22 protein-coding genes are annotated in these 25,785 nt (G+C 68.4%); 10 read left to right on the top strand and 12 right to left on the bottom strand.

Features of this window, described 5'->3' with window-relative positions; all coding sequences use genetic code 11:
* Positions 1–5: 5 nt before the first annotated feature.
* From derK to eltD, 7 genes are read right to left on the bottom strand one after another with little or no spacing between them, the layout of a single operon-like run.
* Positions 6–1,733, bottom strand: a complete 1,728-nt coding sequence (derK, locus tag AC30CM_RS08860; RefSeq protein WP_490116478.1) for a D-erythrulose 4-kinase — start codon at positions 1,731–1,733, stop codon at positions 6–8.
* Positions 1,730–2,854 carry an ABC transporter ATP-binding protein gene (locus AC30CM_RS08855; RefSeq protein WP_490116477.1) on the bottom strand — a complete coding sequence of 375 codons (1,125 nt, stop codon included), beginning with the start codon at positions 2,852–2,854 and terminating at the stop codon, positions 1,730–1,732. Before AC30CM_RS08855 ends, derK begins: the two co-directional genes overlap by 4 nt.
* Positions 2,851–3,957 carry an ABC transporter ATP-binding protein gene (locus AC30CM_RS08850; RefSeq protein ID WP_490116476.1) on the bottom strand — a complete coding sequence of 369 codons (1,107 nt, stop codon included), beginning with the start codon at positions 3,955–3,957 and terminating at the stop codon, positions 2,851–2,853. Before AC30CM_RS08850 ends, AC30CM_RS08855 begins: the two co-directional genes overlap by 4 nt.
* Positions 3,957–4,835, bottom strand: coding sequence for a carbohydrate ABC transporter permease (locus tag AC30CM_RS08845; RefSeq protein ID WP_490116475.1), 879 nt, complete (start codon positions 4,833–4,835; stop codon positions 3,957–3,959). Before AC30CM_RS08845 ends, AC30CM_RS08850 begins: the two co-directional genes overlap by 1 nt.
* Positions 4,836–4,837: 2 nt before the next feature.
* Positions 4,838–5,794 carry a carbohydrate ABC transporter permease gene (locus tag AC30CM_RS08840; RefSeq protein WP_490116474.1) on the bottom strand — a complete coding sequence of 319 codons (957 nt, stop codon included), beginning with the start codon at positions 5,792–5,794 and terminating at the stop codon, positions 4,838–4,840.
* 15 nt (positions 5,795–5,809) lie between these two features.
* Entirely contained in the window at positions 5,810–7,228 is a 1,419-nt protein-coding gene (locus AC30CM_RS08835) for an extracellular solute-binding protein (protein WP_490116473.1), read from the bottom strand.
* Between the two features lie 14 nt (positions 7,229–7,242).
* Positions 7,243–8,331: an erythritol/L-threitol dehyrogenase gene (gene eltD / locus AC30CM_RS08830; protein ID WP_490116472.1), complete on the bottom strand. Its 1,089-nt coding sequence runs from the start codon at positions 8,329–8,331 to the stop codon at positions 7,243–7,245.
* 140 nt (positions 8,332–8,471) lie between these two features.
* On the opposite strand from eltD, the gene AC30CM_RS08825 reads away from it, so the two are divergent.
* A complete protein-coding gene (locus AC30CM_RS08825) occupies positions 8,472–9,497 on the top strand; it encodes a sugar-binding transcriptional regulator (protein WP_490116471.1) in 1,026 nt (341 codons plus the stop codon).
* Positions 9,498–9,520: 23 nt separating this feature from the next.
* Here AC30CM_RS08825 and AC30CM_RS08820 read toward each other — a convergent pair whose 3' ends face one another.
* Positions 9,521–10,186: a DAK2 domain-containing protein gene (locus AC30CM_RS08820; RefSeq protein WP_490116470.1), complete on the bottom strand. Its 666-nt coding sequence runs from the start codon at positions 10,184–10,186 to the stop codon at positions 9,521–9,523.
* Positions 10,183–11,238: a dihydroxyacetone kinase subunit DhaK gene (locus tag AC30CM_RS08815; RefSeq protein WP_490116469.1), complete on the bottom strand. Its 1,056-nt coding sequence runs from the start codon at positions 11,236–11,238 to the stop codon at positions 10,183–10,185. The genes AC30CM_RS08820 and AC30CM_RS08815 overlap by 4 nt, the downstream gene beginning before the upstream one ends.
* A 119-nt stretch (positions 11,239–11,357) precedes the next feature.
* On the opposite strand from AC30CM_RS08815, the gene AC30CM_RS08810 reads away from it, so the two are divergent.
* The 7 genes from AC30CM_RS08810 (at position 11,358) to AC30CM_RS08780 (ending at position 19,664) form a co-directional block, all read left to right on the top strand.
* The gene (locus tag AC30CM_RS08810) at positions 11,358–12,245 is read left to right on the top strand and encodes a dihydrodipicolinate synthase family protein (protein ID WP_490116468.1); all 888 of its coding nucleotides are present in this window, start codon (positions 11,358–11,360) and stop codon (positions 12,243–12,245) included.
* Positions 12,246–12,272: 27 nt separating this feature from the next.
* Positions 12,273–12,968 carry a GntR family transcriptional regulator gene (locus tag AC30CM_RS08805; protein ID WP_490116467.1) on the top strand — a complete coding sequence of 232 codons (696 nt, stop codon included), beginning with the start codon at positions 12,273–12,275 and terminating at the stop codon, positions 12,966–12,968.
* 39 nt (positions 12,969–13,007) lie between these two features.
* Entirely contained in the window at positions 13,008–14,438 is a 1,431-nt protein-coding gene (locus tag AC30CM_RS08800) for an aldehyde dehydrogenase family protein (protein WP_490116466.1), read from the top strand.
* A 117-nt stretch (positions 14,439–14,555) separates the two neighbouring features.
* Positions 14,556–15,908: an MFS transporter gene (locus tag AC30CM_RS08795; protein ID WP_490116465.1), complete on the top strand. Its 1,353-nt coding sequence runs from the start codon at positions 14,556–14,558 to the stop codon at positions 15,906–15,908.
* A gap of 189 nt (positions 15,909–16,097) precedes the next feature.
* Entirely contained in the window at positions 16,098–16,793 is a 696-nt protein-coding gene (locus AC30CM_RS08790) for a TetR family transcriptional regulator (protein ID WP_490116464.1), read from the top strand.
* Positions 16,786–17,724 (top strand): R2-like ligand-binding oxidase, encoded by a 939-nt coding sequence (locus tag AC30CM_RS08785; RefSeq protein ID WP_490116463.1) that lies wholly within the window; start codon positions 16,786–16,788, stop codon positions 17,722–17,724. The genes AC30CM_RS08790 and AC30CM_RS08785 overlap by 8 nt, the downstream gene beginning before the upstream one ends.
* A 170-nt stretch (positions 17,725–17,894) precedes the next feature.
* The gene (locus AC30CM_RS08780; protein WP_490116462.1) at positions 17,895–19,664 is read left to right on the top strand and encodes an HNH endonuclease signature motif containing protein; all 1,770 of its coding nucleotides are present in this window, start codon (positions 17,895–17,897) and stop codon (positions 19,662–19,664) included.
* A 183-nt stretch (positions 19,665–19,847) separates the two neighbouring features.
* Here AC30CM_RS08780 and AC30CM_RS08775 read toward each other — a convergent pair whose 3' ends face one another.
* Complete coding sequence (locus AC30CM_RS08775) at positions 19,848–21,320, bottom strand: FGGY-family carbohydrate kinase (protein WP_490116461.1); 1,473 nt, start codon at positions 21,318–21,320, stop codon at positions 19,848–19,850.
* A 45-nt stretch (positions 21,321–21,365) separates the two neighbouring features.
* Entirely contained in the window at positions 21,366–22,178 is an 813-nt protein-coding gene (locus tag AC30CM_RS08770) for an acyl-CoA thioesterase domain-containing protein (protein WP_490116460.1), read from the bottom strand.
* Between the two features lie 67 nt (positions 22,179–22,245).
* Here AC30CM_RS08770 and AC30CM_RS08765 point away from each other — a divergent pair, with 67 nt between their 5' ends.
* Positions 22,246–23,157 carry a LysR family transcriptional regulator gene (locus tag AC30CM_RS08765; RefSeq protein ID WP_490116459.1) on the top strand — a complete coding sequence of 304 codons (912 nt, stop codon included), beginning with the start codon at positions 22,246–22,248 and terminating at the stop codon, positions 23,155–23,157.
* Between the two features lie 3 nt (positions 23,158–23,160).
* Here AC30CM_RS08765 and AC30CM_RS08760 read toward each other — a convergent pair whose 3' ends face one another.
* Complete coding sequence (locus AC30CM_RS08760) at positions 23,161–24,558, bottom strand: xylulokinase (protein WP_490116458.1); 1,398 nt, start codon at positions 24,556–24,558, stop codon at positions 23,161–23,163.
* A gap of 158 nt (positions 24,559–24,716) precedes the next feature.
* On the opposite strand from AC30CM_RS08760, the gene AC30CM_RS08755 reads away from it, so the two are divergent.
* Entirely contained in the window at positions 24,717–25,772 is a 1,056-nt protein-coding gene (locus tag AC30CM_RS08755; RefSeq protein ID WP_490116457.1) for a DoxX family protein, read from the top strand.
* Positions 25,773–25,785: the final 13 nt, after the last annotated feature.

Below are 25,785 nucleotides of genomic sequence, written 5' to 3'. Positions count from 1 at the left end.
ATTTCCTAACCCTTCGAGAGACTGTCGACGATGGTGTGCGCGCACATCGCCAGCGACGTGGCACCCGCATCCGGGGTGCCGACGCTGCGCTCGGCCAACGGACGGGCACGGCCCACCTTGGGACGCAACTGCGCCGTCGCGGTCGCCGCATCCGTGGCGACCACCGCGGCACGTTGCCAGGCATCCTGCCACGGCTCTCCGTCGGCCACCCGCCGCTCGAGTTCCTCGACGAACGGCAACAGCGCATCCAACATCGTCTTGTCGCCGGGCGATGCTCCGCCCAGTCGGATCAACGCGTCGTAGCCGTCGCGTATGCCCTGGGCCACCACGGCGGCGTCGGGCGTTCCGGTGTCGCCCAGACGCGCCCCGATCGCCGACAGCATGGCGCCCCACAACACGCCGGACGTCCCGCCGGCCTTGGCCGCCCACTCCTTGCCCGCCGCCGCCAGCACCGAGCCGGTGCCCGCACCCGAGTCGGCCGCCTCGGCGGCGGCCGCGCGGGCTGCCGCCGACCCCTTCACCATGCCGCGGCCGTGATCGCCGTCGCCGGCGACGGCATCGATGCGTCCCAGTTCGTCCTCGGCCTCGGCCAGCATCGCGGCGACCGCGTCGAGCGCGGCGGCGACCCGACGGCCGCAGGCCCGGCCGTCGTCGTCGGAGAGTTCGGCGTAGTCGATCGTCGGGGCGGCGGCGTCGGCGGCGGCGTCGGTGCGGGTGTCGCCCTCCGCCGCCACTGCCGCGCCCTTGCGGTAGGCGGGCGTGTCCGCGGGCGCTCGCCAGTAGCGCTCGAGGTCGTCGTCGAGCCACATCAGAGTCAGCGAGCAGCCAGCCATGTCCAGGCTCGTCACCAACTCGCCCACCTCGGGTTCGACGATCTCGTAACCGCGGTCGCGCAGCAGCCCCGCCACGGTGCCCCAGACCACGAAGAGTTCCTCGTACTTGGTGCGGCCCAGACCGTTGAGGATGGCCGCGACCCGCTTCGAGGTCTGCGGGCCCTCGTAGTCCGCCAGCACGCCGTCGACGAGCGTGTGCGCCAACCGTTCAGCCGTCGGCATCGCCTCCTCGGCGACCCCGGGCTCGCCGTGGATGCCCAGCCCGACGCCCATGTGGCCGTCCGGCACGGTGAACAGCGGGTGGTCGGCCCCGGGCAGCGTGCACCCGTCGAACGCGACGCCGAGCGTGCGGGTGGCCGCGTTGGACGCCTCCGCGACGCGGATGACGCCTGCGAGATCCAGGCCCTCCTCGGCGGCCGCGCTCGCGCACTTGAACACCGTGAAATCGCCTGCGATGCCACGGCGTTTCGCCTCTTCGCCCTTTGGTGCGCTGGCAACGTCGTCGGTGACCGCGAAGTAGCTGGCCTCGATGCCCTCACCCCGCAGTTGGTCGACCGCGAGGTTGAAGTTCATCACGTCACCGGCGTAATTGCCGGTGATGAGCAGCACGCCGGCGTCGCCGTGGGCGGCGCGCGCCACCGAGGCGGCCTCCTCCGTCGAGGGCGACGTGAAGATGTTGCCGACCACGGCCCCGTCGGCGAAACCACTGCCCACCGTGCCGCAGAACGCCGGGTAATGCCCCGACCCGCCGCCGATGACCACCGCCACCTTGCCGGGACGGGTCTCGTGGGCGCGCACCACGCCGCCGGGCACGCCGGTGACGTAGCGGGAGTTCGCATCCAAGAACCCGACCAGCATGTCCTCGGTGAACCGCGCGGGATCGTTGAACAGCTTGGTCATCGCAACCTTTCGCCGGTGTGGGCGTCGAACAGATAGACCCGCTCGGGCGGCGCGCTGACGACGACCTGCTGTTCGGGTTCGTAGCGCTCGGCCGCCGGGGTCTGCACGACGATACCCTCCTCCATGCCGCCGACGGTCGTGGTGGCCAGGCCGAACTCGAGCAGATGCTCGAAGTAGGCGACGGTCACCGAGATGCCGGTGCCGTCGGCGCTCAGCGAGCAGTCCTGGGGCCGGATGCCCACAGTGACCGCCGTGCCGTCGGCGACGTCGCGGGCCGAGGTCTCCACATACCCGGTACCGGAGCCGATCTCGACGCGGACCCGACCATCGACGAGTCGCGTCGTCCCGGGCACCACGTTGATCTGGGGCTCACCGACGAACTGCGCCACGAACAGGTTGGCGGGATCGTCGAACACCTCGTCGGGAGTGCCGAATTGCTGCACCACGCCGGCGTCCATCACCGCCAGCCGGTCGGCCAGCGACAGCGCCTCCACTTGGTCGTGGGTGACGACGATCGTGGTGTAGCCGAATTCCCTTTGCAGCACCTTGAGTTCGCGACGCACCCGTTGCCGGGCCGAGGCGTCGAGGTGGCTCAACGGTTCGTCGAGCAGCAGCACCGGTGGGTTGCGGACGAGCGCCCGCGCCAAGGCCACCCGCTGTTTCTGCCCGCTGGACAGGCCGGCGGGCCGCAGACCCATCAGATCGTCCATCTCCAGCCGATTGCCGATGGCGTCGACCATCTGCTCGGCGTTCTTGACCTTGCGGGCCTTCAAGCCGTACAGCAGGTTGTCCCGAACCGACATCGGCGGGTAGAGCGCGTAGCTCTCGAAGCCCACTCCGATCCCCCTCTTGGCGGCGGGCAGCTGTGAGATCTCGCGGTCACCGATCTTGATGGAGCCACTGGTCACCGTCTCCAGCCCGGCGATCATCCGCAGGGTGGTGGTCTTGCCGCACCCCGAGGGACCCAGCAGCGCGACCAGCTCGCCCGGTGCGATGTCGAGGTTGATGCCCTTGACCGCCTGGAAGCTCTCGCGCCCCCGCGCACTGTAGGTCTTGACCAGGTCGCTGAGCGTGAGACTCTGTGCGGTGGCCGTTTTCGGTGCCTCGGCGGTGGTGGTCACCCTGCTGCCTCCAGTTCGCGGTTCACGGTTCCCAGCCGTGGCGTGTCGCCGTCGCCTGCGGCGAAGACGTGGACGTCGGAATCGGCGATGCGCATCGCCACCTCGGCACCTTCTTCGGCGCCGCCTCTGCCGGAGGCCAACACGATGAGCTGCTGCCCACCGACGTTGACCGTCAGCTCCACGTTGCGGCCGAGCCGCTCGGCCAGCAGCACCGAACCCCGGATGGTCCCGCCCTCGGTGACGTGCAGATCGCATGGCCGCAGACCCACCCGCACGCGATCACCCGTCGCGACCGACACGTCCGCAGGCACCGGCACGTCGAACGAGCCGTCTCCCAACGTGATCCGATTGCCGTCGACCACGCCCTCGAGGACGTTGATCTCGGGCTGGCCGAGCGCCTTCGCCACGAAGGTGTCGGCAGGGGTCCGCCAGATCTCCTCGGGCGTGCCGATCTGCACCAGGGTGCCCTCGCGCATCACGGCGATGCGGTCGCCGAGCGCGAGCGCCTCCTGGTAGTCGTGCGTGACGTAGATCGTCGTGGTGTTCGACATCGCGCCCAGCTGCTTGAGTTCGGCCCGCATCGACGCCCGGAGTTTCGCGTCGAGGTGGCTCAGCGGTTCGTCGAGCAGGTACACGTCGGCGGGCCGAACCAACACCCGGCCCAGCGCCACGCGCTGCCGCTGACCGTTGGAGAGTTCGCGCGGAAACCGCTTGAGCAGGTGGTTGATCCCCAACGTGGTGGTCACCTGGTCGATGCGCTCGGCTTGCTCTGCCTCGGTGTAACGCCCCGTCCTGCCGGACTTCAGCGGCGATGCCAGGTTCTCGCTGACGGTCTTCTGCGGGTACAGCGCATAGCTTTCGAAGGCCATGGCCACGTTGCGGTGGTAGGGCTCGACCGCCGTGACGTCGACGCCACCGATCGACACCGATCCCCCGTCGACGTCGACCAGGCCGGCCACCGACTTCAGCGTCGTCGTCTTGCCGGCGCCGCTGGGACCCAGGATGACGAAGAACTCCCCGTTGGCGATGTCGACCGACAGGTCCTCGACCGCCCGAACCTTGCCGTAGGACTTCGAGAGTTGTTTCAGTGATACGTGAGCCATCAGGCCTTCACCGCCCCGAACGACAGGCCCCGCACCAGGTATCTCTGGATGGTCAGGGCGAGGATGAGCGGCGGCAACGCGGCGATCAGGGCCGCTGCCGCGGTCAGGTTGTAGTACGCCTGCCCGCCGCCGCCGAGGAACTTGGTGATCGCGACGGTGACGGTGCCTGCGTTGCTGTCCGCCAGGATCAGGGGGAACACGTAGTTGTTCCACGCGAAGATGAACGCCAGCAGCGCAGCGGCCGCGATCCCGGGACGCACGATCGGCAACGCCACCATCAGGAACGCGCGCTTGCGCGTGTAGCCGTCGAGCAGCGCGGCCTGCTCCAGGTCCTCCGGCAGGTCCTGGAAGTACGACCGCAGGATCCACACCACCAGCGGCATGGTGACCAGCTGCAGCACCCAGATCATGCCGACCTTGGTGTCGAACAGCCCGATCTGGTTGTAGATGACGAACAGCGGCACGATGACCATGAGTTCCGGAGCGAACCGGAACGACAGCATCTGGAACATCAGGTCGTTGGAGCCCTTGTACTGCCAGCGCCCCGCGGCGTACGCCGCCGGGATGCCGATGACCAGCGAGACGATGACCGCACCGCCGCAGTTCAGCAGACTCGTCAACATCGAGGTCTTGAAGTCGACGCTGGTCATCTGGGTGCCCTTGTCGGACAGCACGGTCGCGAAGTTCGACCAGGTGGGACTGAACTGGAAGTAGGTGGTGGTCTGCTGTTCGGCGTTCTTCAGCGCCAGCATCAGCATCCAGAAGATCGGGAACAGCGAGAACACGAACCAGATCACGATGCCGACGTCGGCCGCGACGGAGCCGATGGACAGGCGCTTCTGCCCGGGAAGCAACTCAGTTCTGTTGAACAGGGCCATGTCTAGGACTCCGCTCCGGCAGCACGACGCTGCGCCTTGCCGAGCACGCTCACCAGGTAGCGCGCGGTGATGAACACGATGATCCAGAGCAGCAGCATGTAGGTGCTACCGCGGCTGTAGTCGAGGTTGATGATCGAGTCCTCGAAGGCGCCGATCTGCAGCGACCTGGTGGCCACGCCCGGGCCGCCGGCGGTCAACACGTAGATGTGGTCGAAGACCTTGAGGTTGTCCATGAACCGGAAGATCACGGCCACCAGGATGTAGGGCCACAGCATCGGCAGCATCAGCTTGCGGAACATGTAGAACCAGCCGGCACCGTCGACCTCGGAAGCCTCGAACGGCTCCTTCGGCAACGAGCGGATGCCGGCCAGCACCAGGATGGCCACGAACGGGGTGAAGATCCACACGTCGACCAGGATCACGGAGAACAACGCGTTGCCCGCCGACAACCAGTCGAACGTGTTGCCCAGCCCGAGAACGTGATTGAGGATGCCGAACTGCGGGTTGAACATCAGCTTCCAGATCACCCCGGCGATCACCGGGGCGATCATCAGCGGCAGGATCAGCACCTTCTCGAAGATCTTGCCGATGATCGACGAACGGTTGAGCAACAGCGCCAGCCCCACGCCCAAGGCCGTCTCGACGGCGGTGGCGACCACGGCGAAGGTCAGGGTGACCTGCACGCTCTTCCAGAACACCTGGTCGCCGAGCACCGAGGCGAAGTTGTCGAACCCCACGAAGTGCGGATTGGGATTCACCGCTGCGTAGTTCAGGAAGGCGTAGTACGCACCCACCACGAACGGGTAGAGGATGCCGATGACGATCACCAGGGCGGGGATCGACAGCAGATAGGGACGCAGCTTGCGGCGCCAGCTGGGCACCTCCGGCAGATTCCGCCGCGGCGCGGCGGACGGCTCGTGCGACGAGGTCGCAGCGGCCTTCGGAGTTTGAGTCGTCATGGGTGCGCACTACTCCTAGAGGTTGACCTTGGAGGTGTTGGTCTTGGCGAGGCTGCGCAGGCGCGTCGCCGCGTCGTCGCCGCCGTAGATGTCCTGCAGCGCCACTGCCCAGTTCTGCGTGGTGTCGAAGAACTTCTTCTGCGGCGTGAACTGGATCTTCGACTGGCCGATGACGGTCTCGAATGCCTCCAGGTAACCGAACTGGTCGGCCGCGACCCGCTTGAACGTGGTGTCGAACACCGACTTTCGCACCGGGTCGGCGTACGTGCCACCTTCGACGGCCTTGTTCATCGAGTCCTTGCCGGTGGCCCACTGGATGAACAACCACGCGGGCAGCTTGTTGCGGCTGTTGGCCGACATGGCCCAACTCCACGTCCACAGGTTGGTCTTGTAGTTGCCGTCCGGACCGGCGGGGCCTGCGTACCAGGCGATGTTGCCCGCCTCCTTGCTGGCCCCCGGCTTGTTCTTGGGGTACGTCGCGGAGTCGGCGTCGAACACCATCATGGCCTTGCCGTCACCGAGATCGCCGGTGGCGTTGGGGTAGTCATAGGTGGTCCACGACGTGGGCCCGGCCTGGTGCTGCAAGTCGATCCACTTCTTGGTGAACGCGATGGCCTTGTCGCTGTCCATCTCGGCGATCAGTTCCGAACCGTTCCAGGAGTAGTCCACCGCACCTTCGCGCGAGTACTGCGTCATGAAGCCGGGGTGGATGGTGGCCCAGGACTTCGATCCGCGCGTCGACAGCCCGTACCGGTTCTCCGAACGATCGGTGAGGTCGATGGCGAGTTGGATGAAGTCGTCGAGGTTGTCGGGCAGCTTGGTGATGCCCTTCTCGTCGAAGATCCGCTTGTTGTAGGCCACGACGTTGTTCTCGAAGCCCCACGGGATGGCCCACTGGCCACCGGTGCCCAGGGGATTGCCGAGCGTGAAGTCCCACCGCGTCGACGTCCGCAGGCCCTCGAAGATGTCGTCGAAGTCGTACTCCGCGCTGGTGGCCGACGTGTTCTGCAGCCACGGCCCCAGGTCTTCCACCCATCCCGGCGGTCCGTACTGCCAGATGAAGTAGGCCCCCAGCATGAAGGCGTCGTGCTTGCCCGAACCACCCGCCAGCTCGGTGTTGAGCTTGGTGAAGTAGTCGGCCTCGGGGACGAGGTCGACGTTGACGGTGATGCCGGTGAGTTCGGTGAACTCCTTGAGCAGCGGTTGATAGGACAGCTGGTAGGGGTGCGGGGTCTGCAGGATGTTGATGGTCGACCCGGCGGCCTTGCGCCAGTCGAAACCGCCGCTGACCTCCCCCGCGCCGTTGGGGGCGCTGGCCTTGCCGCCCACGCCGCAGGCGGACAGGACGGGCAGGCTGGCGGCCGCGGCGCCGGCAACGCCCATGGCGGCCAGCATGTTCCGGCGCGAGAGCCGGGGCCCGGTGAAGCGATTCATGTCGTCTGTGCCTCTCAGGCCGGGATGAGCGAGACCTTCACGGATTCCTTGCCGCTCGCGACGAGGTCCAGGCCCTTTTGGAATTCGGTCAACGGCAGTTGGTGAGTGCAGATCTCGTCCATGGGCAGCGTTCCGGACTCGATCATCTTGATGGCCGCCGGCCAGCAGTACGGCCCGAGGTGGGCGCCCAGCACGTCGAGTTCCTTGTCGTCGCTGATGATGCTCCAGTCGACGGTGACGTCACTGCCGAACACCCCGTACTCGACGTACCGGCCGAGCTTGCGCAGGAGGTTGAGCCCCTGCGGTACGGCCGACGTGTGACCGGTGCCCTCGAGGTAGACGTCGGCGCCGTAGCCCTCGGTGAGGTCCTTGACGATCTTCTCCGCGTCCTCTTCGGCGATGTTGATCGCCAGGTCTGCGCCGCACTTCTTGGCGAGCTCCAGCTTGGCGGGCGCCATGTCCAGCGCGATGACGCGCATGGCGTTCTTCGACTTGGCACCGGCGATCATGCCGAGGCCGATGGGGCCGCAACCGGCGACCACGACGGTGTCCTCGAACGTGATCTGGGCGCGTTCCACGGCGTGCAGGGCGCACGACAGCGGCTCGGCGAACGCCGCGTGTGCCGGCTTGACGTCCTTGGACACCTTGTGCACCAACGCTTCGACGGGATAGACCATGTAGCTGGCCATGGCGCCCGGCGTGCGTCGCTTGAAGCCGTACAGGTCGTGCGGTTGGCACATGTGGTACTGGCCGCGCTTGCAGAAGCGGCACTTCCAGCACGGCACGATCTGCTCGGAGACCACGCGGTCGCCAACGGCGATGTCCCACCGCTGCGCGGCCTCGTCGTCGAGTTCGACCACGACGCCCACGAATTCGTGGCCGGGGATCACCATGGTCTCGGCCCAGGCGGGCCGATTCTCGTCACCCCAGAACTTCGCGGCACCGTGGTAGCACTTCAGATCGCTGGCGCAGATGCCGACGGCCTCGACCTTGACCAGCGCCTCGCCGGGCTTGCGCTGCGGCACGGCGACCTCTTCGAGGCGGTAGTCGTTGGGGCCGTGACAGACGACTGCCTGCATCTTTTCGGGGATCCGTGAGGTCATCCAACTGCCCTTCATCGCAATGACTGCATGTGTGGTCGCGCTCACAGTATCGACGCGGTGCACATTTGTCCAGAACCGATGTTCAGCAAGATTCCGTCCAGAACACATGTGCAGGACGGCTTTGGTGCCATACTCGTCAGATGCCCCGGTCGGCCCAGCAGAATCCCCCGACGACGGCTGCGGACGGTGCCTCCCCCAATCATCACGTGGCCGAGGCCAGCCACTTTCCGGCGTCGTTGCTCTACACCGCTGCGCGGCTGTACTACGAGGACGACGCCACGCAGGCCGAGGTGGCCGAACGGCTGGGGACCAGTCGGGCGACCGTCAGCCGCTTGCTCGCCGAAGCCAAGCGGCAGGGCATCGTGCGGATCGAGGTCGTCCCGCCCGCCGAGGCGCGGCCCGGCGACCTGGCCGATCAGCTGGCCCGCGCGCTCCACCTGGAGAAGGTGTTCATCAGTGCGCCGATGCCCATTCCGGGCGCCGGACGCACCGTCGTCGACGTGATGGGCCGGGTGCTCGCGCCCGCCGTGGCACGCGCGCTCAGCGAGGCCGGACTGCTCCCCGGCGACGGGCTGCTGGTGTCGTCGGGCCGCACCGTGTACGAGGTGGCGCAGCACGAGCTGACGCCGTTGCCCGGGGTCGTGATCGCCCCCACGGTCGGCGGCAACGATCAGCCGGAAGAGTGGTATCAGACCAACGAAATCACGCGGCTCGTCGCCAATCGCGTTGGCGGGCGCCCGAATTACCTGTTCGCGCCCGCGCTTCCGGGTCCGGAGCTCTACCAGTCGCTGCTGAAGGACCCGAGCATCCAGCGCGTGTTGCACCAGTGGCCCACCGCCCGGTGCGCATTGATGGGCGTCGGCGCTCCCCCATTGACCCGCGCCGACATCCCGCGGTTCGTGCCCACCGGGTCCGGGTCACTGCGGGCGGCCGTCGGCGACGTGTGTTCACGGTTCTACGACCGGTCGGGCAGGGAGGTCGCCTTCGAGGGCGGAGACCGGCTCATCGCCCTGGAACTCGAAGCGCTGCGCCACATTCCGGTCACCATCGCGGTGGCCGTGGGGCGGGACAAGTTGGATTCGATCGCCGCGGGTGCGCTCGGCGGCCACTTCAAGCAGTTGGTCACCGACCCCGCGACGGCGCAGGCGTTGCTCGACGCGGTGTGAGCCCCGGGGCCGCGTGTCGGCCGTCAGCGGGTTTCGCCGAGTTCGAGGTCGTCGAGCCCGCAGTCGATCGGCGGCGTGACGTTCGACTGGGTGAGGACCCGAGCGACCACCCACAGGAACAGCGCAACGCCTGCGGCGCCGGGGTCTGGCTGTCCCTTGGCCCGGTCGCCGACGTAGCTGGCGCGGCCCATCCGCGCGCGCATCGTCGCGGTGGCATGGGCCCCTTGCGCAGCTGCCTGGGCGGCCGCGCCGAAATCGTGGGTGGCACGAAGGGAACGGGCTGCCGGCTCCAGCGCGTCGACCATGGTCCGGTCCCCGACGGCAGCCTCGCCGACACGCACGATGGCGGCCAAACCGGCGGACAGTCCATCGGCCCACGCGCCTGCCGACTCCGGGTCGGCCGCGACCGCCACCGCGACTTCCGTGAAGAGCAGTCCGAGCAGCGGACCGGACGTGCCGCCGACCTCGTCGAGGAACACCGCCCCCAAGGCGGACAGCGGTGAGGGCGCTCCGTCGGCAAGACGCTGGGTGGCGACGTCGACGCCGCCTCTCAGATTGTCCCCGAAGTCGCCGTCGCCACTGTGCTGGTCGAACCGTGTGAGTCGGTCGTGGGCCACGCCGACCGCGGCAGCGAAGCCGAAGACGATGTCGCGCTCCGGGTTTCGCGCAGTCGTGTGGTGGGCGCTCATCGTGACGTCCTCTCCGTCGAGGTGCCGATCGATCGGTTCGGGAATGCGGGCGTGAAGACCGGCGCCTCCCACAGTGCGAGCATGTCGTCGTCGGTTCGGGTGAGAGTGATCGAGAAGCCACGCATGTCCAACGCGGGAACGAAGGTGCCGATCAGACTTCCCACCACCCGGCCGCCGGCTGCCTCGACCACTCGAGCGGCGTACTCGAACACGACGCTGAGTTCGAGGAGCGTGACGGCGCCCAGTCCGTTGACGATCACGATCACGTCGCCGCCGGTCGGCAACGCCGCGAGGACCTGTTCGGTCATGCGCCGCACCAACTCTGCCGTGGCGGGTCTTGCGATCGTGGCGGATGCTCGTTCGCCGTGGATTCCGACGCCGTACTCCAGTTCGTCGGGGTCGATGTCGAATGCGGCGTTGCCGGTGTGCATGGTCGTCTGCGCCCGAGACGCGACCGCGATGCTCCTGCTCACCGATGCGACACGGGCACCCAGCCGCTCGAGTTCCTCGATGCCGGCACCCTGGTCGGCGGCGGCGCCGAGGAGCTTCTCCACGACGATGGTGGCGGCGGTCCCGCGACGGCCCGTTGCCGTGTCGGCACTTTCGGTCGCCAGGTCGTCGTCGACGAGGACGCGGCGTACCTCTATCCCCTCCAGGCGGAGGCGTTCGGCGGCGATGCCGAAGTTGATCCGATCACCGGTGTAGTTCTTCACGATGTGGAGCACGCCGGCACTGCCGGCGGCATGCCGACTCGCCTCCAGAACCTGCCGATTGTGTGGCGAGGCGAAGACCTTGCCGGGTGCCACCGCGTCGAGCATGCCTCGGCCGAGGAACCCCCCATGCAACGGCTCGTGCCCCGATCCACCGCCGGACACCAACCCGACGACGCGGCGCGCACTGCGATGACGCGCCGTCAAGAAGACCGGCGATTCGTGCAATTCGACGAACTCGTGGTTGGCCCTGGCGAAGCCCGACAGCGCGATCGGCACCGGGTCGCCGTCCTCTGGGTGGAAGTGACCGGTTGACGTCGGCGGCGCCGAAGACGTCGTCATGAACCTTCCTTTCGTCATCGAGCAGTTCGAACCTACGGCACGCGTTCGCTCACTAGACCGAAGCCAACTGATCATCTAATGTATCAGATACTAATTGTCGACTTCGATTGCGAGGACCCATGAAACACGTTCCCCTGGGCGGGATGATCTCGACCGTCGTCACCCCCTTCCGGGATGACGACACCATCGATCTCGACCTGATGCGCGCGGAGGTGCGCTACCTGCTCGACGCCGGCGTCACCGCCATCTGCGCGTGCGGCAGCACCGGAGAGGGACAGACCCTGTCCCTCGAAGAGAGCAAGGCCATCTGCGAGGTCGTCGTCGACGAGGTCAACGGCACGGTACCGGTCATCGGCGGCGTCATCCAGAATTCGACGGCGCAGGCCATTCGGTACTCCCTGGCACTGAAGGACGTGGGCGTGGACGCACTGCAGGTCACGCCGGTGCACTACGTGTTCGCACCGTCGCCGACGGAGACCGTCGAGCACTACAGGTTGATCGGTGAGGCAACCGACCTGCCCATCATTCTCTACAACGTGGTGCCGTGGGCGCTGGTCCCGCTCGAGACGATCAAGATGATCGCCGACGTCCCTCAGGTGGTCGCCATCAAGCAGAGCGGTGGCAACATGCATCTGCTCGTCGATCTCCTTGCCGACGTGAGCGACCGATTCGTCATCCTCGCCGCCTTGGACAACCTGCACTACCCGGCGTTCGTGCTCGGCGCGCATGGTGCGCTGGCGGCCATCCCCACCGTGACCCCGCACCTGTCGGTGGAACTGTGGGAGGCCACGCAGAAGGGCGATCACGAACTGGCCCGCCAACTCCACCATCGAGTCCTGACCGTGTGGCGCGCCATTGACGGACCGAACCTCCCGGCGTTGCTCAAGGAGGCATTGCGCTTGCAGGGCCGCAACGGCGGCCTGCCGCGGAAGCCGTTCGCGCCTGCGACACCCGAGGATTCTCGTCGAATCGAGAAAGCTCTGCGCGCTGCTAATCTGATCGACTGAACATCAGATGCTGAAGATGGAGCGCCAATGAGCATCTCGCCGTCAGCACCGCAACCGATGACGAACGACTTGATGGTCGACTCCATTGCCAGCCAGCTGTATCGCGTGCTCAGGGATCGGATCACCTCCGGGTTCTATCCACCGGGTGACCGCCTGGACCCCCAGGCGGTCGCCCGCGAGTTCGGTGTGTCCCGTACCCCCGTACGCGACGCGATCGCTCAGCTCGATCACGACCAGCTCGTCGAAACTCGGCCGCGCTCAGGGACGTTCGTCGCTCGACCCGGCATTCGGGACGTCCACGAGGTGTGTCAGCTGCGCAAGGGCATCGAATGGGTGGCGACGGGCGTCGCGGCCGCGACGATGCCGCTGAGCAAGATCGCCGACCTTCGGGCCGAGGCCGAGGAGGCGATCGTCGCCTTGCGCAACGGCGATTTCGAGCCGTTCTTCCACAGCGACATGCGGTTGCACCGCGAGATCGTCGCCGAAACCCGGAACGAGCGGATGATGAAGGCTCGCGGTTCGGTCGAGCCGTTCATCGCCTGGCTGCGCGTCCTGGGCGCGACCGGTCCTCATCGCGCCGAAGGCTCGAGCGCACGACATCTGCAGATTCTCGACGCCATGGCGGCCCGCGACGTCGTCGCGGCACGAGAGGCCGCCGCCATCCACCTCGACGAGGTCGAGGAATGGACCACCGAAGACATGAGAAACAGCGCCCCCGACTGAGACGGCTGGGGCGCTGTCCAGAAAGGGACCCGGGCCACCATGACGATCTCCACCGGCACCACCTCCACCTCCACCGGCGCCACCTCCACCGGCACGGCGACGGCGACCCTTGAGTCCGCCCTGGCCATGGCCGCAGACGCGGCCCGGCCCATGGCGCGGGCATCGGCCAAAGAGCGAGCATCCTGGTTGCGTACCGTCGCCGATGCACTCGACGCCGCCTCCGAGGACTTGGTCCCCCTGGCGATCCGCGAGACCCATCTCCCCGAACCGCGGCTGCGCGGCGAACTCTTCCGGACCACCTTCCAGGCCCGACTCCTGGCGGATGCGGTGGAGCACGCCCACGGCGTCGACGTGCGCATCGACCCCGCCGACGCCGACTGGCCGATGGGTCCGCGCCCGGACCTGCGTCGCACGACCGTGCCGCTCGGGCCGGTCGTCGTCTTCGCGGCGAGTAACTTTCCGTTCGCATTCTCGGTCTTCGGCGGCGACACGGCCAGCGCCCTCGTCGCCGGCTGCCCGGTGATCGTCAAGACCCATCCCGGTCACCCCGAATTGTCCGTCGCGACAGCCGACGTGGTGATCGACACCCTCTCCGGCATCGCCCCCAAGGGGGCCATGGGAACCGTCTCATCCGACGACGACGGAGCCGCTGCGCTGATGGACCCCAGGATCAAGGCCGGGGCTTTCACGGGTTCGACCCGGGTCGGCAGGATCCTGTTCGACATCGCCACGTCTCGCCCGGAACCCATTCCCTTCTTCGGCGAACTGGGCTCGACCAATCCGGTGGTGGTCACGCTCGACGGTTGGCGCGCCCGCGCCGACGACATCGCCCGGGAGTTTGCCCAGTCCGTCTCTCTGGGAGCCGGCCAGTTCTGCACCAAACCGGGCGTCGTCATCGTGCCCGATGCGGATGACTTCATCGCCAGGGTGCCCTCCGTCAGCGTCGGCGAGATGCTCAACGAACGAATCGCGCAAGCCTTCGTGGCATCCGCCGACGGCCTGTCCGCACTCGTCGGTCCGCCGACGAATGCGGTCACGGGGCGGCCGTTCGACGGGCCGATGCCGCTGTTTCGAACGACGTCCGAGGCGATCCTCGACGCACCTCACATCCTCGAGCACGAGGTCTTCGGGCCGGCGGCGGTGGTCGTGGAGTATCGAGATGCCGCCGACGCGCTGGCGGTCGTCGACGCCGTCGGTGGTCAGTTGACGGGCACCGTCATCGGCGCCGAAGAGCCGGATGCGCAGGCGCTGGCGCTGATTCCGCGACTCGCCGAGCACGTCGGCCGCGTGGTGTGGAACCAGTGGCCCACCGGCGTGTCGGTCACGGCCGCCCAGCAGCACGGCGGCCCCTACCCCGCCAGCACCGCACCTCAGACGACCTCCGTGGGTACCGCCGCCGTCGATCGGTTTCGCCGCCCCGTGACGTTCCAGAACGTGCCGGCCGCCGCACTGCCGCTCGAGCTGCGCTGATCACTCGGAGATGGCGGACACTGCACGACGGGTGTTGTGTCCGCCATCACCGCCAATTAGTATCTGATACATCACATATCAACTACGGACATCTTCGACATCCCGGCAAGGGGAATCATGAACGAGCATGCATCGACGCAGAGCACGCGAGCACCGTTGCGCAGGGTCGTCACGGCCAGCGCGCTGGGCACGACCGTCGAGTACTACGACTTCACGCTGTACGCCACGACGGCGGCACTGGTGTTCAACAAGGTCTTCTTCCCGTCCGACTCGCCGTTGGTCGGCACGCTGGCAGCGTTCGCCACCTATTTCGTCGGGTATCTCGCTCGCCCCCTCGGCGGAATCATCTTCGGACACTTCGGCGACAAGCTCGGACGCAAGAACGTCTTGATCGTCACGATGCTCATGATGGGCATCGGCACGTTCGCCATCGGCCTCTTGCCGTCCTACGACACCATCGGCATCGCCGCGCCGATACTGCTCGTCGCGATCCGCGTGCTGCAGGGTCTCGGCATGGGCGGCGAGTACGGCGGCGGCGTGCTGATGGCGCTCGAACACAGTCCGCGCGAACGCCAGGGTCTCTTCACGTCTCTCGTTCACATCGGGACCCCGGCTGGAGTCCTCATTCCGGTCGCCTTGGTCGCCGTGCTCGACGGCGTCCTACCGGCTGGCGCTTACGAGGAATGGGCCTGGCGACTGCCCTTCCTCGCCAGCATCGTCCTGATCGGCGTGGGCGTCTACATCCGGCTCAAGGTCACCGAGAGCCCCGAATTCGTCCAGATGCGGGAACAGAAGGCCGTGCAGAGCATGCCGGCCAAGGACGTCGTCACCCGCCACGGCGGGATCCTGGCCACCTCGGTCCTCGCCAAGATCGCCGAATCCGGACTGTTCAACATCTACTACGTCGTGGCGATCGCCTACGTCACCACCGAACTCGACCTTCCCCGGGGAACGGTCCTGATGGCGGTACTGGTGGCCTGCGCCATCGAGTGCTTCACCCTGCCCCTGTTCGGCGCGCTGTCCGATCGGATCGGACGCCGTCGCGTCTACATCGGAGGCGCCCTGTTCCAGGCCGCCTTGAGCGTCCCCTTCTTCCTCCTGCTGCAGACGGGAAGCTTCGCAGCCATGGCGTTGGCGATGACGCTCGGCCTCGCGATCGGGCACGGCGCCATGTACGGAGCCCAGGGTGCGCTGTTCGGAAACCTGTATCCGGTCAACGTGCGCTACACGGGCCTGTCCATGACCCAGCAGATCGGCGCCACCCTCGGCGGCGGGCTGTCGCCCATCATCGGGACCGCGCTCCTGGCCGCCGGTGACGGCCACTGGTCGTACATCGTCGCCTACTGCGTCGGTGTTGCCCTGATGTCAAGTCTCGCAGCCTACTTCCTGCGCCGCGGCGAGCGGCCGGCATCGCCACCCCTGTCCGACGAGACGCGACGGCATTCCACGTCCGCTCCCTCCATCTCCTGAGCGCGCACACCCCGAAACGGCAACCGCTCCCCCACACCGAGTTCACCGTGAGATCGGCGTCGACGACGGGTGAGGCATCTCCGCTCCCATTGATCGATGCCGGACAATCGGCGAAACCGGCGGTTGGACCATTGAAGAGTGGCCTGCATCACAGTAAAGTGACCACTGGTCACATCACTGGGAGGCGCCATGCCGACGGTCACCTGGTCCCGTCTCGGTGGTGAACGCCGGGCGGCGGTGGTGGCCGCCGCAGAGTCGGAGTTCGCCACGCACGGCTTCTCCGGCGGCAGCCTGAATGTCATCGCCCGGAGAGCAGGCGTGGCCAAGGGCAGCCTCTTCCAATACTTCGCCGACAAACGAGACCTGTACGCCTACATCACCGACGTGGGCAGTCAGCGGGTCCGGTCCCACATGGAAGACCAGATTCGCCTGCTCGACGAGAGCCGACCGTTCTTCGAGTTCCTCACCGACCTGCTCGACGTGTGGGTGGCCTACTTCGCCGAGCATCCACGCGACCGGGCGTTGCACGCGGCGGCCAGCTTCGAAGTCGACACCGACGCCCGAGTCAGCGTTCGAGCCGTCGTCCACCGGCACTACCTGGACGTGCTGCGGCCGCTGGTGCGGCACGCGCGCGAGCGCGGCGACCTGCGCGCCGACGCCGATGTCGAGGCGCTGCTGTCGCTGCTGCTGATGTTGTTGCCGCACTTGGCCCTGGCGCCGTACGTGCGGGGCATGGACCCCGTCCTCGGCCTCGACGAACAGACGCCCGATCAACCCGCGCTCGTCGTCCGACGCTATGTCGCCGTGCTGGCAACGGCTTTCGGATCGGTCGCGCCACGAACCCTCACCATCACCACCACCGGAGGTACCCACCCACATGAATAGGACACACTCGGATTCACTGGCCGCCGGCGGCCTAAACTGGGACAGCCTGCCGCTCAAGCTCTTCGCCGGCGGCAACGCGAAGTTTTGGAATCCCGCAGACATCGACTTCTCCCGGGACCGCGCCGACTGGGAGAAGCTCACCGACCTGGAACGCGAATGGGCCACCCGGCTGTGCGCCCAATTCATCGCCGGCGAAGAGGCCGTGACACAGGACATCCAGCCCTTCATGACGGCGATGCGTGCCGAGGGCCGCCTGGGCGACGAGATGTACCTGACGCAGTTCGCCTTCGAGGAGGCCAAGCACACCCAGGTGTTCCGGCTGTGGCTCGATGCCGTCGGGGTGACCGAAGACCTACAGGTCCTCGTCGACGACCTGCCGACCTATCGAACCATCTTCTACGAGGAACTGCCCGCCTCGCTCGACGCGCTCGCCACCGATCCGTCGCCGGCCGCCCAGGTACGTGCGTCGGCGACCTACAACCACGTCATCGAGGGGATGATGGCGTTGACGGGATACTATGCGTGGCATCGCATTTGCGTGGACAACCACATTCTTCCCGGCATGCAGGAGCTGGTCCGCAGGATCGGCGATGACGAACGCCGCCACATGGCGTGGGGCACGTTCACCTGCCGACGGCACGTCGCGGCCGACGACCACAACTGGGCGGTGTTCGAGCAGCGCATGAACGAACTGATCCCGCTGGCGCTGCAGAACACCGACGACGCGTACGACCTCTACGACGAGGTGCCGTTCAACCTCCAGAAGGAGGAATTCCAGAACTACGCGGCAGACAAGGGCATGCGTCGGTTCGGGACCATCAGCAGTGCACGCGGCCGCCCGCTGGCCGAGATCGACGTCGACTACTCGCCGCTGCACCTCGAGGACACTTTCGCCGACGAGGATCGCAAGGCTCTCGCCGCCTCCGCCTGACGCGGTCGGTGCGCGCTCGCAGTTCGCCGGGGCGCGCGGTCAGGGATCGAGGCATGGCCGTTCCGGTTGCCGTGAGGGTCGTCAACTCGACGCGATCACGACCATGACGGCAATCGAAGCGCACCCGACGCTCGTCTGGGTCCGGCGACGACGGATGTGTCAGACATCGAATGTATGTTCGAAGCATGCGGGCGGGGATGGTGGCAGAGTCGGTGGCAGCGTTGCGTGCCGCCGTGGATGCGCTGGCTTCCTGCGACCTCGAATCACTCGACGCCGCCGAGCGGGTGGAGCTACTGGCCGAGCTGGAGACCCACCGCTGCCGCATCCCCGCGCTCGAACATCGCCTGATCACGTCCCTGGACGCCGACACCCCGCCCGCCCAGCTCGGCGCCAAGAGTCTCGCCGATGCGTTGCAGACCCGGCTGAACCTGCACCCCAGGGAGGCCAAGCGCCGCGTCGCGGTGGCCGCCGACCTCGGGCCCCGACGGTCTCTGACCGGACAGCCGATGCCACCGAAGCTGCCCGCCACCGCGATCGCGGTGGCGCACGGAGTGATCAACGCCGACCACGTGACCGTGATCCGCGACGCGGTCGCCAAGATCCCCGGCCACGTCGACCCGATGCAGCGGTCGGGGTTGGAGGTCGCGTGGGCGCGGGCGGCCACGACCATGGCGCCCCATCAGTTGGCCACCGACCTCAAGCGCACCCTGTACCTCCTCGATCAAGACGGGCCGGAACCCACCGACGAGGACGGGGTGCGGCGTCGTGGCATGACCGTCGGCAAGCAGGCCGCCGATGGCACCGTGGCGGTGAACGTGGTGATGACCGCCGCGGCGTGGGCGGCGTTGGAGGTGCTGTTGGCGAAGTTCGCTGCCCCCGGGATGTGCAACCCCGCCGACGACGAGCCCTGTACGTCGGGGACGCCGAGCCAAGCGCAGATCGACGCCGATGACCGCACCCTGGCCCAGCGCCGTCACGACGCGTTGGCGTTCCTCCACCGCACGGCCCTGGCCAAGGGTGAACTGGGCCGGCTCAACGGGATTCCCACGGCGATCCTGATCCGCACCACCCTCGCCGATCTGGAGTCGCGCGCCGGCGTCGGGGTGACCGGCGGCGGGACCGTGCTGACGCGCCGCGAGATGCTGCAGCTGGCCGCCCAATCCACCACCACCGGGTTCCTGACGCTGTTCGACGATGCGACCGGCAAGGTCCTCGACCTGTTCCAGACCCGCCGCACCGCCACCGTCGTGCAACGCCTCGCCCTGATCACCCGCGACGGGGGCTGCACCAAACCCGGTTGCACCGTGCCCGCCTACGGCTGCCAGGTGCATCACGCCAAGAAGGACTTCGCCGCCGGCGGGAACACCAACGTCAACGACAACGCCCTGGCGTGCGGCGCGGACAACCGTCTCGTCGGCACGACCGGCGGCTGGACCACCCGGATGAACGCCCGCCACGAGGTCGAATGGCACCCACCCCCGCTGCTGGACCGCGGCCAAACCCGGGTGAACAGCTACCACCACCCCGAACGACTGCACCCACCACCGGCCGCTGCGGAAAGTGCCTGCACGGCAAGCCGACCGCAGGTCGATGCCGGGACCGGACGTACCGGGGCGGACCCCGGCACGAATACCGATACCGGCGCGGATCTCGGCACGAGTACCGATACCGGCGCGGACCCGGCCAGGAACGGTGAGTCGGACCCGAGCAGCGACGCGGGATCGGATGCCAGTGACGGCATCCCCGGAGAAGCCACCGTGAGAGCCGGCATCGACGACCCGTGGGCGCCGGAACTCCACCCGAACCGCATCGGCCGCCTGCCGAGGACCGGCTGCCCGGTCACCGATCCCTGGGCACCGCACCACACCCAGGGACCCCCGACGGGACCCCCGACCGGCGAACTCGCCGCACCGGTGCACGACCTTGGCAACGAGGGGTGACGACGATGAGGGATGGAGCGGGACGCGCGTGCGTGACGAGGCGCCCCGACGGTCTTGCGCCCGCCGGTACCAAGCCCGCCGGTACCAGGCCCACCGGTACCAGGCCCACTGGTACCAGGCCCGCCGGCACCAGGCCCACTGGTACCAGGCCCACCGGTACCAAGCCCGCCGGCACCAGGCCCGCTACACGCCTGCCAGGCGATGCACCTGTTCGCGGGTTGCCGGGTACAACTCGCGCCACGTGCCGTACAGGTCGTCGTACAGCGCCCGTGTGTGCGGGTTCGGCGATACCTCGCGCTCGATGCGCGCCCAATCGGTGTCACGGTCGACGAGGCCCGTCCCGATGGCCGCCAACAGCGCATCCCCATACGAGGCGCCGATCGCCTGCTCGGGTACCAACTGAACCCGGCCCGTGACGTCGCTGACCGCTTGCGTCCACGCCGAACTTCGCAACCCCCCGCCCACGGCCACGGTCCTGGTACCGGAATGCGCATCGTCGAACCGCTCCAGGATCTCCCGGATCCCGAACGCGATGCCCTCGTAGGCGGCACGGAACAGATGACCCCGGCCATGCCTCAGCGTCAACCCGGCGAACACCCCGCGCGCCTGCGGATCGAACACCGGCGTCCGCTCGCCTGCGAAGTAGGGCAACACCAGCAGGCCCTCGCTGCCCGGCGGAACCGCCGCCACCTCCGCCATCAACTGCTCGAACGGGGCGCCTCCCGTGATGGTCTGCAACCAGCCGATCAAGCTGCCCGCCGTCGACGTGCCCGCCGCCAAGGCCAAACTGCCGTGCTCGATGCCCGCCGTCGTCCACAGCGTCGGATCACTGTGGTACTCCCCGAGAATCTGCACCAGGAACATCGTCGAGCCGTACATCAGCATCTGGTCCCCGGCGTGCCGAACCCCCACCGAGAACGCCTCGGAGTACGCATCGACCGCGCCCGCCACCACCGGCGTGCCCACCGGCACCCCCGTCGCCTCGGCAGCCTCGGCATGCACGACGCCGACGACGTCACTGGGCCACACCAGCCGCGGCAGCGGCAGACGACCGCAGATGCGCTCCGCCCACGGCAGATTCCAGGTGAACCGGCGTGTCGCATACAGCGGGTCACACTGGCTGGCGGTGTGGTGGTCCATCACGTACTCGCCGGTCAGCTTGGCCGCGACATACGAGTTGGACCCGTACCACCCGCGAGCCGCCTCGAACACCTCCGGTTCGTGGCGTCGGACCCATTCCAACTTGGGTCCCACGGCCTGACTCGACAGCAGCGTGCCCGCCTGATCGAGGATCGCGTCCCGCCCGAACTCCGCTGTCAACGAGGAGATCTCGTCGGTCGCGCGAGTGTCGATGCCGTACAGGATCGCCGGCCGCAACGGCCTCAACTCGGCGTCGCAGAGCACCAGGCACGGTCCCACGCCACTGACGCACATCGCCGCCAACCGCCCGGACCCCGGGATCCGAGCGACGAGCCTACGGCTGATCTCGCACACCTCGCGCCACCACAGGCCCTCGGCGTCGACCTCCGCCCAACCCGGCCGGGGCAGGCTCATGGCGTGCGTCACGGTCTCCGAGGCGACCACGACGCCCGCCGTGTCGACGAGGACACCCTTGGTGCTTCCGGTCCCCATGTCGATGCCGAGCAGCAGATCCACGGACCTCACCCTACGTGCGCGCCGCCGCCGGACGTCCGCCACCGGTCAGCGGATCAGCTCCGACCGCGAATTGGTGGTGAAGTCGATCTGCGCTGCCGGATTGCTCACCGCCGTGACCATGCCGGTGCCGAACGGTCCGTCGACGTCGAACAGCGTGGCGGTGCCCGTCGAGATGCCTTCCGCGGTGAGGTGGTCGTCGGCCTGCAACCCGATCCAGTCGCCGACGGGCAGTCGGCACAGGGCCACGGTGAGATCGCCGTTGATGTAACCGACACCGGCCGAGCCGAGATTGGTCACCAGGCTGGTGGTCTCCGCGGCCAGCACGGCATTGACGAACGGCGAATTGATGCGGCCGGCGATCGCGGCGATGGGCCGCTGCAGCGCCCGCTTGCGCGCCGCATTCTGGTGCTCGGCGATCCCCGGCGTCCAGCCCAGGTCGTCGCAGCCGACGTAGACGTGCTGACCCACATCAACGTCGGCGGGGAAGTCGAATCGCGTTGTCCTGCTCCACTCCTCGCCCGGCGGAGATGCCGAACGCCGATACTGCGTCATGACCGCGCGCGCCACCGGCACGCCGTTCTGAACGATCTCGCACTCGGTGTTGCGCACTCTCCTGCCGTCGCGCACCAGCCGCGAGGTGACCGTCGTCGGGACGCCCCGCGCCGCCTTGAACAGGTCGACGGTGAGCCGCGCGGGCAGCAGATCGGCCTCCCCGAACCCTTCCTCGAGCACCGATGCCGCCAACCCGACTACCGCGGGGCCGTTGAGATGATCATCGCCCCAGAGGCTCTGCGCAAACGGGGTCGGCTCGTAGCCGTCGTCGGTGGTGCGCACGAAGTGTGCGGGGCCCGCGGTCATTCCGGCATCGTCGCATACGGCGATCGACCCTCCGCGTGGCCCTCGATCCGTGCGGGACAATCGTCTCGTGGACACCCGACGCCTGCACCTGCTGCTCGCGCTGTCGCGACTGGGTTCGATGCGGGCCGTCGCGGAAGCCCACGGCCTCACCACGTCGACGGTATCGGCGCAGATCGCCGCGCTGGCGCGTGACACCGGCACCACGCTCGTCGAACCCGACGGACGCCGCGTGCGGTTGACGCCCGCGGGCCGGCGGCTCGCCGACCACGCCGTCCGGATCCTGGCCGCCGTCGACGCGGCGCGCCTGGACCTCGATCCGGACGCCGAGCCTGCGGGGACGTTGCGGGTGGGCGGGTTCGCCACCGGCGTGCGGGTCTCGCTGCTGCCCATCCTGGCCGACCTCGGCACGCAGCACCCCGGCATCGACGTGGTGATCTACGAATTCGAACCCAGTGAGGCCTTCGCCATGCTCGGCAGGGACGACCTCGACCTGGCGCTCACCTACGACTACAACCTGGCGCCGGCGTCGCCGAGCCCATCGCTGGATGCCGTCGCCCTGTGGTCCATCCCCTGGGGGCTCGGCGTGCCCGACGACGAACCCGACGGCGTGCCCGACCTGTCGCGATACTCCGGCACGCCGTGGATCGTGAACTCGCGCAATACCGCCGACGAGGCTGCGGTGCGGACGTTGGCCGCGTTGGCGGGCTTCACCCCGAAGATCGCCCACCAGATCGACAGCCTCGACCTCGTCGAGGACCTCATCGTCGCCGGCTTCGGGGTGGGGCTGCTGCCCATCGGAAGACCCACCGTCGCCGGCGTCAAGGTGTTGCCGCTGCGCGACCCCGTCATCCTGACGGCCTACGCCGTCACACGCGTGGGTCGAGCCACCTGGTCACCGCTACGCGCGGTGCTGGAACGCATGACACCCACCAACGGCGAGGTGTTCCAGGCCGATTGGCCTCGACCCCAGGCGGGGTGAGCGTCACTGGCCCAGTGTCAGGCGCTGCGCCACCTGGTAGCGCTCGACCACCTCGGGTGTCGGGTCCGCCTCGAACGTGCTCGTCGCACCGGCCGACCACTGCGGCGGGGCCTCCTGCCCGGAGTGCACCCACGCCGCCTGCCGCGCCGCGCCGAGGGCGACGTACTCGCCGGGCGTGGGCACCTGTACGGGCTTGCCCAGCACCGCAGGCGCCAGCCTGCGCACCGCCTCCGACCGGGCTCCCCCGCCGACCAGGAGCACCCGTTCCACGGCGACCCCCTGGGCGGTGATCTGGTCGAGACAGAATGCGATCGAACTCAGCAGACCTTCGACGGCAGCGCGGGCCACGTTGGCGGGCGACAGGTTTCGCGTCGTGATGCCCTGCAGAGCGCCCTGCGCGTTGGGAAGGTTCGGCGACCGCTCGCCGTCGAAGTACGGCACCAGGACCAATCCCTCGGCACCGGCGGGTGCCGCCAGGGCCAACCGGTCCAGTTCGTCGAAGTCGACACCGAGCATCTTCGTGGCCGCCGCCAGCACGGGCGCACCGTTGAGCGTGCAGACCAGGGGCAGTTGGCGACCGGTCGCGTCGGCGAACCCGGCGACCAGCCCACTGGCGTCCTGCGACGCCGCGTCGCCCACGGCGCTCACCACGCCGGACGTCCCCAGGGACACCACGCAGTCGCCAGGTCCGGCACCGATGCCGAGCGCGGCGGCGGCGTTGTCCCCCGCCCCCGGGCCCAGCGTCGCGCCGCTGCGGGTGCGCCCGGCGCTGTCGCGGGGACCCAGGACGGCCGGGACGTGCGGGCGACGGCCGCGGCAGGCCATCTCGAGCAGCTCGAGGTCGTAGGCATCCGACCGCGCCGAGAAGTACCCGGTGCCGCTGGCGTCGCTGCGGTCGGTGCGCAGTTCCGCGAGGTCGCCCGAACCCGCCAGCCGCCACGTGAGCCAGTCGTGCGGCAGACACACCGCGGCAGTGGCGTCGGCATGGGCGGGCTCGGCGTCGGCCAACCAGCGCAGCTTGGTGGCGGTGATGGCGGCGACGGGCACGACGCCGATGCGCTCGGCCCACGCCGCCGGGCCGCCCAACTCGTCGATGAGAGCGACCGCCGCGTCGGCCGAACGGGTGTCGTTCCACAGCAGTGCGGGTCGCACCACCGTGCCGTCACCGTCGAGGCAGACCATGCCGTGCTGTTGCGCGCCGACAGAGACGGCGGCCACGTCGTCGAGGCCACCTGCAGCCGTCGCGGCCTCGCCGAGCGCCTGCCACCACGCCGCCGGGTCCACCTCGGTGCCACCGGGGTGCGGCGCCGAACCGGAACGCACGATCTCGCCGGAATCGGCATCGCAGACGAGGACCTTGCACGACTGGGTCGAGGAGTCGATTCCCGCGACGAGTGCCACCGACATCTCCTTCTGGCGCTGCTGGCGTGTTCGACGACGAATGCTTCGACGTCAGAGCCGAAACTACCGCGTGAGTGCCCGAGCCCCGGCAGTGACCGGCGCCCCGATGAAGATCAAATCCGGGTTTGTGACGGTGACCGCGTGGGAATATCGCCCGCATGTTGATTCGTCGCGTCGCCCGTCCCATGCTGGCCACCACGTTCATCGCTCGCGGCGTGGAGTCGCTGCGCAGCCCGAAGCCGGCGGCCGACGCGGCGCAGCCCGCGTTGGACGGGTTGTCCAAGCTCCCCGACCCCGTCGGCACGAACGTCCCCACCGACGCCGAGACCGTCGCCAAGGTCACCGCCGGCGTGCAGATCGGCGCCGGCCTGCTGCTGGCCTCGGGCAAGCTGCCCCGGGTGGCATCGGCCGCCCTGGCTCTCAGCGTCGTGCCGGGTGGCCTTGGCAGCCATGCCTTCTGGAACGAGTCGGACCCCGAGCGCAAGGCCGCCGAGCGACGCGCGTTCCTGGCCGACGTCAGCCTCATCGGCGGTCTGATCATCGCCTCGGTGGACACCGAGGGCAAGCCCTCGCTGGGCTGGCGTGGCCGCCGCGCCGCGCGCAAGGTGTCCGAGTCGGTCGGTGGCGCCGTCTCCCAGGTGCTGCCGTCGTCGCACTCGGCGCTCATCGACAGCGAACTGGTCGACCGCGTCGGACACAACGTGCAGAGCGGACTGCACGTGGGAGCCGAGCGCGGGCGGGAGTTCGCCCACGTCGCCCTCGAGCGGGCCGCGCCGTTGGCCGAGGTGGCCCAAAAGCGCGGTGCGGAGCTGGCCGAGGTCGCCCAGAAGCGCGGCGAGAAGCTCGCCGAGGTCGCTCAGAAGCGCGGTGCGGAGTGGGCCGAGGTCGCCCAGAAGCGTGGTGCCGACCTGGCCGACACGGCACGCGACCGCGGCGCCGAGTTCGCGGAGGTGGCCCAGAAGCGCAGCGAGAAGCTCGCGAAGAAGGCCGAGAAGCGCAGCGACAAGCTGGCGAAGAAGGCGCGCAAGCGCGGCGAGAAGCTGGCCAAGGTCGCCCAGAAGCGCGGCGCCGACTGGGCCGAGGTCGCGCAGAAGCGCGGCGCTGAACTCGCCGACACCGCGCGCGACCGCGGCGCCGACCTCGCCGACACGGCGCGCGACCGCGGACTCGAGTTGGCCGACACCGCCCGAAAGGAAGTCAAGCGTCGCCGGTGACCCCCGGCGGTAG

It is taken from the genome of Mycobacterium sp. DHQP2018-32-09, from assembly GCF_058148405.1.
The sequence above is the reverse complement of the archived record's forward strand: the minus strand, read 5'-3'. Positions and strand labels throughout refer to the sequence as shown.